Source organism: Streptomyces sp. NPDC107522, from assembly GCF_055657525.1.
The window spans coordinates 317,174-329,209 of record NZ_JBVKAU010000004.1 but is presented as its reverse complement, the minus strand read 5'-3'; the positions used below and the strand labels follow the sequence as shown (position 1 = coordinate 329,209).

The 12,036-nt window shown below is 65.9% G+C and carries 13 protein-coding genes and 1 pseudogene; 10 read left to right on the top strand and 4 right to left on the bottom strand.

What is annotated here, in order from left to right; genetic code table 11:
* Positions 1-59: 59 nt before the first annotated feature.
* The 9 genes and pseudogenes from ACZ7L6_RS15380 (at position 60) to ACZ7L6_RS15340 (ending at position 6,133) form a co-directional block, all read left to right on the top strand.
* Positions 60-398 carry a hypothetical protein gene (locus ACZ7L6_RS15380; RefSeq protein ID WP_471923938.1) on the top strand — a complete coding sequence of 113 codons (339 nt, stop codon included), beginning with the start codon at positions 60-62 and terminating at the stop codon, positions 396-398.
* 14 nt (positions 399-412) lie between these two features.
* Complete coding sequence (locus ACZ7L6_RS15375) at positions 413-2,203, top strand: DNA polymerase (protein WP_471923936.1); 1,791 nt, start codon at positions 413-415, stop codon at positions 2,201-2,203.
* 8 nt (positions 2,204-2,211) lie between these two features.
* Complete coding sequence (locus tag ACZ7L6_RS15370) at positions 2,212-2,484, top strand: hypothetical protein (protein WP_471923934.1); 273 nt, start codon at positions 2,212-2,214, stop codon at positions 2,482-2,484.
* Between the two features lie 2 nt (positions 2,485-2,486).
* Entirely contained in the window at positions 2,487-2,735 is a 249-nt protein-coding gene (locus ACZ7L6_RS15365) for a hypothetical protein (protein WP_471923932.1), read from the top strand.
* 145 nt (positions 2,736-2,880) lie between these two features.
* Positions 2,881-3,363, top strand: a complete 483-nt coding sequence (locus tag ACZ7L6_RS15360) for a cytidine/deoxycytidylate deaminase family protein (protein ID WP_471924584.1) — start codon at positions 2,881-2,883, stop codon at positions 3,361-3,363.
* A gap of 11 nt (positions 3,364-3,374) precedes the next feature.
* The gene (locus tag ACZ7L6_RS15355; RefSeq protein ID WP_471923930.1) at positions 3,375-3,560 is read left to right on the top strand and encodes a helix-turn-helix domain-containing protein; all 186 of its coding nucleotides are present in this window, start codon (positions 3,375-3,377) and stop codon (positions 3,558-3,560) included.
* Between the two features lie 78 nt (positions 3,561-3,638).
* Positions 3,639-4,835, top strand: coding sequence for a tyrosine-type recombinase/integrase (locus ACZ7L6_RS15350; RefSeq protein WP_471923928.1), 1,197 nt, complete (start codon positions 3,639-3,641; stop codon positions 4,833-4,835).
* An 89-nt stretch (positions 4,836-4,924) separates the two neighbouring features.
* A pseudogene (locus ACZ7L6_RS15345) lies at positions 4,925-5,254 on the top strand (phosphoribosyltransferase); the annotation flags it as partial.
* A gap of 93 nt (positions 5,255-5,347) precedes the next feature.
* Positions 5,348-6,133 carry a calcium-binding protein gene (locus tag ACZ7L6_RS15340; RefSeq protein WP_471923926.1) on the top strand — a complete coding sequence of 262 codons (786 nt, stop codon included), beginning with the start codon at positions 5,348-5,350 and terminating at the stop codon, positions 6,131-6,133.
* A 77-nt stretch (positions 6,134-6,210) separates the two neighbouring features.
* Here the strand turns inward: ACZ7L6_RS15340 and ACZ7L6_RS15335 are convergent, their stop codons facing one another.
* The 4 genes from ACZ7L6_RS15335 to ACZ7L6_RS15320 form a co-directional block, all read right to left on the bottom strand.
* On the bottom strand, positions 6,211-7,239 hold the full coding sequence (locus tag ACZ7L6_RS15335) for a Yip1 family protein (protein WP_471923924.1): 1,029 nt from the start codon (positions 7,237-7,239) through the stop codon (positions 6,211-6,213).
* Positions 7,240-7,342: 103 nt separating this feature from the next.
* Positions 7,343-8,785 (bottom strand): FG-GAP-like repeat-containing protein, encoded by a 1,443-nt coding sequence (locus tag ACZ7L6_RS15330; protein ID WP_471923922.1) that lies wholly within the window; start codon positions 8,783-8,785, stop codon positions 7,343-7,345.
* Positions 8,786-8,912: 127 nt separating this feature from the next.
* Positions 8,913-10,406, bottom strand: a complete 1,494-nt coding sequence (locus tag ACZ7L6_RS15325) for a VCBS repeat-containing protein (protein WP_471923920.1) — start codon at positions 10,404-10,406, stop codon at positions 8,913-8,915.
* A gap of 176 nt (positions 10,407-10,582) precedes the next feature.
* Positions 10,583-10,987, bottom strand: coding sequence for an ATP-binding protein (locus ACZ7L6_RS15320; RefSeq protein WP_471923918.1), 405 nt, complete (start codon positions 10,985-10,987; stop codon positions 10,583-10,585).
* A gap of 199 nt (positions 10,988-11,186) precedes the next feature.
* On the opposite strand from ACZ7L6_RS15320, the gene ACZ7L6_RS15315 reads away from it, so the two are divergent.
* The gene (locus ACZ7L6_RS15315; protein WP_471923916.1) at positions 11,187-12,029 is read left to right on the top strand and encodes a helix-turn-helix domain-containing protein; all 843 of its coding nucleotides are present in this window, start codon (positions 11,187-11,189) and stop codon (positions 12,027-12,029) included.
* Positions 12,030-12,036: the final 7 nt, after the last annotated feature.

Sequence of the window (12,036 nt, the reverse complement as noted above, 5' to 3'; positions counted from 1 at the left end):
ATCACCCTGACCTTTTGGGCCCTACTCGGGATGCCCTGAACGCTGTTGGAGTCCCGTGGGTGATCGAGAACGTGATGGGGGCCGAACTAGAAATGCGTGACCCCGTGCTCTTGTGCGGTGCGTATTTCGGGCTCAACACCTACAGGCATCGACTCTTTGAGCCTGGTGGGTGGGAGCTGAAAAGACCAGACCACCCGGAGCACATCAGGCGGCAAACCAAGATGGGGCGCCGCAGGAAGCCTGACGAGATGGGAATTTACGTCGGGAACTTCATCGGGGTGGACGACGCCAAGAGAGACCTTGGCGTTCCTTGGATGTCACGCGAAGGAATCCGCGAGTGCATCCCGCCTGCCTACACGGAGTACGTAGGAAAGGCGTTCCTTGAACAACTTCAGTAGACGGGGGAGGTCTCTTGAAGGAGCTTGCTTATCGGCTGAAGGGTCAGCCGATCTCGATTCACGTTGTCGAGTCTGAGAGGGACCTTCCCGCGTTCGAGGAGTTCGTTTCTCGGCATCGAATCCTCGGGTTCGACACGGAAACCACTGGGCTCGACTGGTGGGCAGAAGACTTCCGGTGCCGGCTGGCCCAGTTCGGTACGGGCTCAGAGACATGGGTGATCCCCGTGGACCTGGGCCCGGTCTTTGCCGAGGCTGTGAGACGGGCCCTTAAGCGCCTTGAGTGGCTGGTTGCGCACAACGGCACGTTTGACCTTCACGTGGCTGAAGTCGCCCTAGGGATTCCCATGGAGGAGCTTGCTCCGAAGATGTGGGATACCCGGCTCCTGGCGCACCTCGTTGACCCGAGGGCCGTCAAGGAGCGCGGGCCTGGCCTCAAGCTGGAAGAGCTGACCAAGTTCTACATCTGCGAGCAGACAGCAGATGAGGTCAAAGGCTCGATGGCCCTCATAGCCAAGAAGTACAAGACCACGAAGGAGAAGATTTGGAAGCTGGTTGAGCTGTTCGATCCGGATTTCTTGCTGTACGCAGGAATGGACCCGGCTCTTGCATACCGGCTCTTCCAACTCCTCTACCGTCTTGTACCGGCTCGCTCTAAGGCCCAAGGGCTCATTGGCTGGGAACACCAGCTAGCCCATGTCACGGCCAAGATGGAGCGGACAGGCTATCTGCTCGATGTCGAGTACGCCGAAACTCGGTGTGCGGAGTTGTCGGCCGAACAGCAAGAGTGGGAGGCGGTTGCTCGGTCGTTCGAGGTCGAGAACCCCAATTCCAATCAACAGCTAGTAGAAGCCTTCACCCGCATGGGTGTGAAGCTGACCAAGCGCACTAAAAAGGGTCAGCTAGCGATGGATGACGACGTATTGACCAGCCTCAATCACCCGCTGGCCGATGCGGTAATCAAGTCGCGCAAGGCTTCTAAATGGCGTAAGACGTGGTTTGAGCGAGCGTTGGACGGGCGGGACGCAAACAACCGCGTGCATGCCGGTATCAATTCGCTCCAGGCCAGGACGTCAAGGATGTCCATATCCGGGAGTATCCCGGCACAGACGTTCCCCTCAGGGGACGGCTATGTCAGGCATATGTTCCTGGCGGACGAAGGGCACGTCAGTTGCTCCATTGACTTCGGCAACATGGAGCTTCGCTATCTGGCGGCTTTCTCTCGTGATCCCACGATGCTAGACGCCTTTCTTCACGGAAGGGACCTGCACCAGATCACGGCGGATGCTGCTGGCGTTCCTCGCAAGATTGGCAAGATGGCCAACTTCTTGACGGTCTACGGGGGCGGTTGGGCTGCGCTTATGGAGCAAGCCCACGTTGACGAAGCGACCGCGAGGAAGGTACTTGATGCCTTCGCCGCTACCTATCCGGGGGTCGGCGCGTTTGGGCGTCGACTTGCTGACGAAGCCAAGAGAACCGGTTTCGTCTACACGGCAACTGGCAGGCGCTTGCCTGTCGACCCCGGTAAGTGGTTCCGAGCACTGAACTACTTCATCCAGGGCGGTTCGCGGGACGTTACGGCTCGTGCACTGCTGAAGCTCGACGCTGCGGGGTTCACCCCGTACATGCGCCTCCCGATTCATGACGAGATCGTTTTCTCGTTCCCGGAGAAGGAAGCGCCTGAGATGGCGCGAGAAGCCGCGAAGCTCATGGAGTTCTCCGTTCAGGGTCTCCTGATTCCGGCTGACGCAGAAATCGGTGGACGCTCCTGGGGGAGCGTGCTGGAACTAGAAGAAAGCAAGCACTAGGGGGACTGATGAGCGAGAACGAGCAGAGCGAGAACCAAAACGAGGAGACCGAAGCCGCGGGCTCCTTTGAGGACCTGATCTCAGGCATTGAGACCGAGATGAACGCCTCTCGGCTGCACAAGCAGGGCGCTTATGCCGTCACTGCTGCCCGGATCGCTGGCACGGTCCTGACTGAGGGCATGGCTTCTGGTGTCCCGCACGAACTTGCAAAGGAAATGGCGGGCGACACCTGGAACATCATCATGGGCCTGTCGCCCATCGAGTACACCACCGAGGACTGAACATGTTTCCGCGTTACGAGTACGAGGGTCCGCGATCTCACAAGCTCGACCTGACGAACATTCCGAAGGAGTGCGTCACGGTCACCGTTGATATCAGGGACGAGAAGCTGACCGAGGCTGTTCGTCGGAAGATCACCTCACTTGAGGCGAGCCGGGAACTTGGCGCCAAGCAGGAGGACTTTGCGTTGGCCCACCGTGCATCCCTGAAGCTCGAAGTTCTTCGGCAGGTCTTGAAGGAAGCGGGCCTGTGATGCACGAAGACATGGAGATGGACTGTGAGTGACGCTCTGCGAGCGTTCCTCACGGAACTCTCTGACCTGACAACGAAGTACGGATTCGTCATCGAGGGTGACGTAGACAGCGAGGGCTACAAGGGGTTCGCAAGTGTCCGGGGGAATGGAATCGTGCGGGATCTCGCCCACGACGGAGAGCGGTACGACGCGTACTAAGCGCCCCACTCGGGACATGTGGGCTCTGGGCATAGCCGATGCAGTGGCACCGATGGGTGAGTGTGTGCGCTCCAAGGTCGGTGCCGTCCTGCTCGACCGCAAAGGCCGAGTGGTGATGGACGGCTACAACGGCGTTCCGCCCAAGGAGAAGAGCTGTCTTGACGGGGTCTGCCCTCGCGGACGACTCACCTATGAGCAGGTGCCGGCGGGCTCGGACTACGGAAACTGCGTGGCGATCCACGCTGAGGAAAACCTACTGATCCACGCACGCCGTGAAGACCTTGAGGGCGGCACGGTCTACGTGACGCGTGCCCCCTGCTACCGGTGCCTTCCGCGCCTCAAGGCAGCAGGAGTCTTCCGGGTGGTCTGGCGGACGGAAACGGGCTGGGAAGCCAAGGTTCTGGACTGGGCTCAGAACCCGGCCAAGTAAGGGGGAACAAGATGGCTGCGGGTGGGTCGAACCGACTCCTGACCCCGGACGAGACCGCTGAGCGGCTGGCAGTGTCCAAGCGAACTCTCTACGCAAAGTGGCGTGAGTGGGGTGTACCGGCACACAAGGTAGGTAAGCACCTCAGGTTTCGCGAACGTGACATCGATCACTGGATAGCCCAACAGGCTTGTAACTAGGGCGAGTTGGTGTGTAGAACATCGTGCTGAGGCCGGGAAGTGGGTCCCGGTCCAGGTCAGTAAGGGGGTTGAAGCCAAGTGGCTTCGATCATCAAGCGGTGTGACTGCAAGGTGGGCGCTTGGCCGCGCTGCCGGCACTCATGGGTGGTCCGGTTCCGGGACGCCAACGGCAAGCAGGTAGAGGAGTCGTTCGCTCACAACAAGAAGACTGAGGCGAAGAACCTCGCAACCAAGGTCGAGAACGACAAGCAGCTTGGCGTGTACGTCGACCGCAAGCACTCCAAGCGGACGTTTGAGGATTGCTGGAAAGAGTGGTTGGGCTTCGGGCAGCGGGAAGAGTCCACGCTCGTTCAGTACAAGAGCATCTACAAGAACCACTTTGATGAGATGTTCGGTAGTCGCCGAATCGGCTCCATCACTCCCTCGGACATCACCAAGTGGGAAGAAGCGCAGAAGGAGCGCGGCTACAAGCCGTACGGCATCGAGGGCCGCAAGGTCGTGCTGAAGTCGTTCCTCAAGTACTGCTATGAGGCGGAGATCGTTCCGAAGTACGCCGGAAAGACGATTGCCGTGAACGGCCGGAACGAATCTGCCTATCGCCCGGTCGAGGACAACGAGATCCCGACCACGGCTGAGGTCATGGCCATCTATGAGGCCATGCGGCCGGTCTACAAGTCATCGATTTGGACTCAGGCGGGTTGCGGTCTGCGGGTGGGTGAGGCACTGGCCTTCTCTCAGTCGCATCTCACCCGCCGAGAGGGCTGGTACTTCGTTCAGAACCAGCTCACGAACTTCGGCAAGAACGGTGGGGCGAACCGAGGGACCAACGTCAAGAACGAACCGAAGTGGAGCCGCAAGGGCCGTTGGGTGCCAGTGCCTCCCTCGGTGGCTGACGAGCTGGAGAAGCACCGAGTCTTCTGGGAGCCCTGGGGGGATGAGGGCTGGTATCACGAGTCCGAGACCTACCAGCACCGCCACCCCTCGCGAACGACGTACACGGACCGCTGGAACGACGCGATCAAGAAGGCTGGGCTTGAGGGCTCGGGCTACACGCCGAAGGCTCTCCGCCACTACTTCGCGAGCATGGCCATTGCTGCGGGGGTACCCCTGTACGAGGTGGCACGGTGGATGGGGCACAGCTCCACGAAGGTCACCGAGCAGGTCTACGCGCACCTCGTAGACGGAGCCGATGAGCGGATCACGGGAGCGTTCGAGGCGTCGCTTGCGGACGCCTTCCGGAGCCGCCTCACGCTGGTGGGCGATGACGCAGCCTGATGAGGGTTGCTGACCCCCAATGCTGAGTTTTCGCTGAGTTTCAGGGCCTCTCGCCTGCGTCTTCGCAGGTGGGAGGCCCTTCCGGTTTTAACGTGGAGTTCTATACGGGCGTCGGGACGACCCTCGACATGCCCGTCATGCTCGCTCCCGTCCCCAACGCGATCGACTTCACCGACAAGAAGGTGCTGATCGCCGACGACGTCGCCGACACCGGCAAGACGCTCAAGCTGGTGCACGACTTCTGCCTCGACCATGTCGCCGAGGTGCGGTCCGCCGTCATCTATGAGAAGTCCCACTCCCTCGTGAAGTGCGAGTACGTGTGGAAGCGCACCGATGAGTGGATCAACTTTCCGTGGAGCGTGCTGCCCCCCGTGCACAAGTCCGGTGAAGCGGCGAAGGCGAACAAGGAAGCGCTCTGACCCACCGGTGGTGAAATAACGGCGTGGTGAATTGTTGGCCAACGCCGTACGCTCCCCTCTGATCAACCAAAGACTTCCGTGGGGGGAACGTTCATGCGCGCAACCACGCGCCTTGCCCTGCTCGGCACCAGCGTCGCGCTGGTCGCCACCGCCGTCAGTGCCACCGCCGCTCAGGCGGAGGACGGCGGCTCGGGCAACATCACGATCGACAAGGTCGTCGTCAACGGCGGCAAGCCGGTCGTGGTCGGTACGACCAACGTGGTGTCGGCCAAGGTCTCCGTGACCGCGTCCGACGATTCGGGCATCAAGGAGACCACGTACATCAGCGCCTTCGGGCCGAATCCGAACTACGCGCAGATCTGGTACGACGACGGCGACATCGCCTGCGTCCAGGTGAGCGCCACCACGTCGACCTGCACGGGCACGCTGACGTTCGACCCGCAGGCGTCGACCGGCTTCGTCGACAACAACGCGGCGGCCACCTGGAACCTCGGCACGCTGGTCTCCGCCCATGACTACAACTACATCCACCGGGACGCGGCCACCACGTTCAAGGTGCAGCGCGCCTCGAAGCTGACGGTCAACGCCTCGCCGGAGCCGGTGAAGAAGGGCAAGACCATCACGGTCACCGGCAAGCTCTCCCGGGCCAACTGGGAGGACAACCTGTACCACGGCTACGCGAACCAGTCGGTGAAGCTGCAGTTCCGCAAGAAGGGCAGCAGCACCTACACCACGGTGAAGACGATCAAGACGAACTCGACGGGCAACCTCAAGACGACCGTCACCGCCTCCACCGACGGTTACTTCCGCTACAGCTTCGCGGGCACGACGACGACCCCGGCGGTCAACGCGGCCGGCGACTTCGTGGACGTCCAGTAGCCCCGTACAGGGGTCAGTAGCAGCACCACAGGGAAAGGGCCCCCGCCGCGAGCGGCGGGGGCCCTTTCCCATGCCTTCTAGAACGTGCCCAGCTTCACGATCGACAGCAGCGCGACCAGCTGGATCGCGCTCGCGCCCAGGGCCTTCGGCCAGGGCAGGTCGTGGGACTTGGACACCATCAGGGTGAGGAGGGCGCCCGCCGCCACCCAGGTCGCCCAGCCCAGTACCTGGACGAACGTCGCGTCGCCGCCGGCGAACATGGCGAAGACCAGGCGGGGGGCGTCCGTGAGGGACATGATCAGCATGGAGAAGCCGACCGTGGGCTGCCAGGCGCCGTCGCCGCCGAGCTGGCGGGCCAGGGTGTGGGTGACCACGCCCAGGACGAAGGCGGACAGCACCATCGCGATCGCCGTCGTCAGGACGATCGGGACCGCGTTCGAAAGGGTCGCGTTGATCGCGTCCTGCCGCGCGCCGTCGAAGCCGAAGACCGCCAGCAGGCCGTAGAAGAAGGTCACGATCAGGGCGGGGCCCCACATCGTGTAGTCCCGCATCCGGAGGAACGTCTGGGCGGGGGACAGGACGATGCCCCGCAGCAGGTCCTTCCAGTGCAGGCGGGGGCCGATCGGGGCGGCGGGGGCCGCGCCGGCCTGGTAGGTCTCGCCCTGGCTGTAGGGGTCCTCGCCGACCGAGAAGGCCTGGGTGTGGCCCGGGTTGTTCGCCGCGTACGGGTCCGGGGCGCCGCCATCGGGGCCGTGCGGGTAGCCGCCGTCGCCGAAGTACTCCGGCTCGCCGTGCCCGCCATGACCACCGTGGCCGCCGGCGCCGTAACCGCCGTAGCCACCGCCGCCGTTCGCCTGCGGCCAGCCGCCTGCGCCGCCGCGCGAGCCGCCGTACGGCTGCTGCGGCGGCGGGGGAGAGCCGTACGGCGGTCCCTGGGGCGCCTGCTGCCCGTACGGAGGTTGTTGGGGGCGCGTTTGCGGGGTGCCGTGGTTCCGGCTGCCGCGTCCGATCCTGAATCCAGCCACGTCTTCGAACGTACCTGGTCCCGGAGATCCGCGTGCCGGGCCCTGCGGTTCGGGCCCGGCTTTGCGGCCGAGCTGTGACATCCCCCCAACATCCCCTAAGGGGGTTGGCACGCCTGCCCCTTACTTCTCCCCCAAGGGAGTTCACATCGGCTACTTCTCCCCTGAGGGAGTTCACACCGGTGGGTCAGCCCGCCAGTACGTCGCCGAAGTAGGTCAGGCCCGAGGGGCCGCCCAGGGTGGTGCTGCCGAAGGACTTCGCGCCCGTGGCCGTGATGCCGGTGGAGGTGCCCTTGAGGACCCAGGCCCCGCCCGCGCCGTCGTTCTCGCCGATGGCGCTCGTGATCAGCTCCGCGCGGCCGTTCTTGTCGGTGTCGGTGAGGAAGACCGCGTGGCCGAAGGCGTCGCGGGCTTCGGCGGTCCCGGGCACGCCGCTGGTGTCCTGGGAGAAGGACCTGGCACCGCTGCCCGTCAGGCCGGAGGCGGAGCCGCGCAGGACCACGACCGAGCCGGCGGCGTACTTGCCGCTCAGGCTCTCGTGCGTGATGCCGGCCGCGATGTCGGCGTAACCGTCACCGTTCGTGTCTCCGGCCGCGAGGCTCCAGCCGAAGGCGTCGTCCTTCTCCGCCGTGCCCGGCACACCCGTCGTGTCCTGGGTGATCCGGACCGGGGTGCGGGTGCTCAGGCCGCCCGAGGCGCCGTACGTCACGGTGATCGCGCCGCCGAGGCCGCCGTTGGGCTCGCTGGTCGACTTCTCCATGAAGTTGCCGGTGACGATGTCGCCGTAGCCGTCCTTGTCGACGTCGGCGATGACCGCGTCGTAGCCGCCGGCGACCTTGGGGCCCGCCGTCGGGCCGGAGGCCGAGCCCTTGTAGAGGACGCTGCGGGTGCGGTAGCCGCCGGTGATCTCCTCCTGACCCATGACCAGCAGGTCCGACGTGCCGTCGCCGGTGACGTCGCCCGCCACGAGCTTGTCGGTGCTGACGCCGGTCTGCTCCTGCGTGTCGATGCCGACGAGCCCGGTGGCCGCGCCGGAACGGGAGATCGGGCCCTGGAAGATGTTGAGCCCCGGGGCGGCGACGTTCGCCGCGGCCAGGTCGGTGTCGCCGTCGCCGTCGAAGTCACCGGTCGCCACGGACCAGCCCAGCTCGTTCTTGTACTGGGGCAGCGGCGACGAGATGTCGGTGCCGGACTTGATGCCGGTCGCGCCGCCCCACAGCACCGTCAGAACACCGAACTGATCGCTCGCGAGGATCCGCTCGCGGTGCACGCCGACCACGATGTCCGTGTAGCCGTCGCCGTCCAGGTCGCCGGTGGTCAGACGGTCGCCGAAGTCGTCGTAGTTCTCGGGGACGCCGGGGATGCCGTCGGTGGCCTGGCTGATGATCTGCCGCTTACTGGTGTCCAGGCCGCTCGCCGTGCCGTAGACCACGGCGACGTAGCCGGCGTCGCTCTTGCCTGCGACCGGGGCGAGCGGCGCGCCGATGACGACGTCGCGGTAGCCGTCACCGTTGAAGTCGCCGGACAGGCCGGAGGGGGCTGCGGAGGCGGTGGTGGCGGGCAGCGCCGTGAGCAGGCCGGTGGTGAGGGCGGCGGTGAGGAGGAGGGGACGGAGGGTGCGCTTGGGCAAGGTGCGTGCTCCTGGGAGAGGTCGGGATCGAGGGGGCCGGGCCCGCGGGGGACGGGCCCGGCCCGGTGTGCCGTACGACAGCTCAGGCGTGTCGTAGTACGACAGCTCAGGCGTGTCGTACGGCCGCTCAGTCGGCGAAGTTCGAGCCGAAGTACGGCGCGCCCGTCGTCGAGACGCCGGAGGTGCTCGGGGAGACGGTGCGGGCGCCGGTCGTGGTGATCTTCGTGCCGTCGGAGGGCAGGTAGAGGACCGCCCCGTTGCCGTCGTTCTCGCCCGAGCCCGCGACGAGGTCGGCCTTGCCGTCGCCGGTGACGTCGTCGAGCTTGACGTCCATGCCGAGCCGGTCGCCGTTCTCGTCCTCGCCGGGGACGCCCGCGGTGCTCTGGGCGAAGGACTGGGCGCCGGAGGCGGTGTTCAGGCCGTCCGCGGTGCCGTAGAGGATCGTGACCGCGCCGGTGTCCACGGCGCTGCCGATGTTCTCGCCCGCGACGCCGATCGCGAGGTCGAGGAAGCCGTCGCCGTTGACGTCGCCGAGGTCGAGCTCGTAGCCGAAGTAGTCGTTGCCCTCGGAGGTGCCGGGGACGTTGCCGGTGTTCTGCGTGATGCCGGTGGCCGACGAGGTGAGCGGGCCGCCGTCCGAGCCGTACGTCACCCAGACCTTGCCGCCGTTGGCGGAGTCCGGGACGGTCGTGCCGTCCTCCGTGGTGGCGTTCCAGTAGGCGCCGGAGACGATGTCGCCGTAGCCGTCCTTGTCGATGTCGCCGATCGCGGTGATCACGCCGGGCTTGAGGGCCGTGGCCTGGGAGCCCTGCAGGCCGCTTGCGCTGCCCGGTATGAAGTGGTTGCGGTTCCAGCCGTAGCCGGTCTCGGTCTCGAAGCCGTCGACCACCAGGTCGGTCTCCGGGCCGCCGTTGATGTTGCCGGCGGTCAGGTTCATCGGACCGCCGCCCGTGCCGCCCATGATCGGGGGCTTGAGGGTGTAGCGCCCGCCGGCCGTGCCGGTGGAGTTGAAGCCGCCCTTGAAGACGTGGACCGTGACGGCCGAGCTGCCGACGGCCAGGTCGGCCTTGCCGTCCCCGTCGAAGTCGCCGGCGGCGAGGGTCCGGCCCCAGCGGTCGTGCGAGGTGGGGGCCGGGTCGGCGACCGTGACGCCCTTGCCGGTGATGCCGGAGGCCGAGCCCCAGAGGATGGCGAGGCCGCCGCCGTCGACGTCACTGCCGACGTCCTCGCCGGGGGAGCCGACGGCGAGGTCGTCGTAGCCGTCGCCGTTGAAGTCGGCGTACGCGGTGTCCACGCCGAACCAGTCGCCGGCCTCGGCGGTGCCCGGGGTGCCGGTGGTGTTCTGGCTGACGGTGTGGCGCTTGGCGGAGGACACGCCGCTGCCGGTGCCGTAGAGGACGACGAGCTGGCCGGCGGCCTTCTTGCCGCCGACGTAGGCGTCCTGGGCCGAGAAGGCCACGTCGCCGATGCCGTCACCGTTGAAGTCGGCGTGCGGGACGGTGGTGGAGTCGGCGGCCGTCGCCGTCGACGCGGTGAAGGTGAGCAGACCGCCCGTCAGCGCGGCCGCGGTGGCCGTCGCGAGGGCGAGTCGCAGGGGGCGGTGCGAGTGGTGCTTGTGCATGCGGGTTCTCCTGCTGCATGCGGGATGCCTGGCCGGCATCGCAGTCGTTGGGGTGCCTCGTCCGTTCTTGTTGGCCGGGGGTTGGCCTTGGGTTCACGGACCGTTGGCGATCAGGAGACTCGCGGTGGGGCGTCAGGGTTGTACGTGAGTTCGGGGATCTTCTGAGGCGCCAGGGGCTATTCGGGTTTGGCGCCGATTTCGCACCATACGTACTTGCCGTGGCCGTCTCTTGGGCCGTTGACCTGGAACCAGCCCCAGTCGTCGGCGTAGGCGTGGATGAGGTGGAGGCCGCGGCCGGTTTCGGCGTCGTCCGGTGCCGACAGGGTCTCCGCGGGGGGTGTGGGGTCCGTGTCCCAGGCGCCCAGGCGGAAGGAGGGGCCGGAGTGGCGGAGTTTCAGGGCGGCGGGGCCGGTGGTGTGGCGGAGGGCGTTGGTGAGGAGTTCGGAGGCGAGCAGTTGAGCGGGCTCGACGAGGGTGGGGAGGTGGTGGGTGGTGAGGATGTCGGTGAGGGTGCGGCGGGAGATGGCTACGGCTCGGGGGTCGTGGGGGATGTAGAGGGTGTATTCCCAGGGGGCAGGCATGGGTGCTCCCGATGTGTGGGGTGTGGGGGTTCGGGGTGGTGGCTCCGTCGACCGCGCGGTTGAGATGAGGGCAGGGCGCGGTGATGCACTTCCGCTCCGGTGAGTGGTTGCGACATCACCGACGGTAGGGGTGGTGTATCACCCCGGTCAAGCTGAACTGGGATACTCGTACCGCCAACTCCCCGGAAGGAAGGGCGATATGCCGGCCAGAAGCATCGTCACCAAGCGCCAGCAGCGATTGGGTGCGGAGTTGCGCAAACTCCGGGAACGGGCCGGGCTGACTGCTCGGGAGGCCGCCCAGGCGACGGGCATCGCCGAGAGCAAGATCTCCATGACGGAGACGGGGCGTGTAGGGGTGAGCGCTGAGCGCCTACGGCACCTGGCCAGCCAGTACGCCTGTGATGACGCCGAATTCGTTGAGGCGCTGGTGGCCATGGCGGCGGAGCGGGGGCGTGGCTGGTGGGACGATCACCGGGAGACGGTGCCCGCCGGGTACATGAACGTGGCCGAACTTGAGTACCACGCCGCCGAGTTGAGGACGTACCAGACCGTGCACGTGCCCGGGTTGTTGCAGACCGAGGAGCAGATGCGCGGCACCTTCGCCTCGTCGGTGCCGTCGCTCTCCGAGGAGCAGCGCGAAGCGCGGGTACGTTTTCGGCTGCGCCGCCAGGAGGTCCTGGACAAGCTCCCCTACGAAGCCGTGATCCATGAAGCGGCGCTGCGGATCCGGGCTGCTGACAGCAAGGTCGCCCGGAACCAATTGCTGCACATCCTGAAGCAGTCGGAGCTGCCGCAAGTTACCGTGCGCGTAGTGCCGTTCGACGTGGACGGCGTGGCCGGCACCAGCACTCCGGTGGTGTACGCGCGTGGTCCCGTTCCGCAGCTGGACACCGTCCTGGTGGACACCGCACATGGCGGGGCCTACCTGGACGCGGAGGCGCAGCTCAGCCGCTACCGGGCGATCCTCGCCAGGATCGAGGAGGTAGCCCTGGGCGTCGTAGAGTCAAGGGACTTCATACATCGCCTCGTTCAGCAGATGTGAAAGGCCT

What these genes read in the sequence shown, in the direction of transcription:
- ACZ7L6_RS15370 (WP_471923934.1), top strand. Translation starts at nt 2,212, where the DNA reads ATGAGCGAGAACGAGCAGAGCGAGAACCAAAACGAGGAGACCGAAGCC.
- ACZ7L6_RS15365 (WP_471923932.1), top strand. Translation starts at nt 2,487, where the DNA reads ATGTTTCCGCGTTACGAGTACGAGGGTCCGCGATCTCACAAGCTCGAC.
- ACZ7L6_RS15360 (WP_471924584.1), top strand. Translation starts at nt 2,881, where the DNA reads ATGGAATCGTGCGGGATCTCGCCCACGACGGAGAGCGGTACGACGCGT.
- ACZ7L6_RS15355 (WP_471923930.1), top strand. Translation starts at nt 3,375, where the DNA reads ATGGCTGCGGGTGGGTCGAACCGACTCCTGACCCCGGACGAGACCGCT.
- ACZ7L6_RS15340 (WP_471923926.1), top strand. Translation starts at nt 5,348, where the DNA reads ATGCGCGCAACCACGCGCCTTGCCCTGCTCGGCACCAGCGTCGCGCTG.
- ACZ7L6_RS15335 (WP_471923924.1), bottom strand. Translation starts at nt 7,239, where the DNA reads ATGTCACAGCTCGGCCGCAAAGCCGGGCCCGAACCGCAGGGCCCGGCA.
- ACZ7L6_RS15325 (WP_471923920.1), bottom strand. Translation starts at nt 10,406, where the DNA reads ATGCACAAGCACCACTCGCACCGCCCCCTGCGACTCGCCCTCGCGACG.
- ACZ7L6_RS15320 (WP_471923918.1), bottom strand. Translation starts at nt 10,987, where the DNA reads ATGCCTGCCCCCTGGGAATACACCCTCTACATCCCCCACGACCCCCGA.
- ACZ7L6_RS15315 (WP_471923916.1), top strand. Translation starts at nt 11,187, where the DNA reads ATGCCGGCCAGAAGCATCGTCACCAAGCGCCAGCAGCGATTGGGTGCG.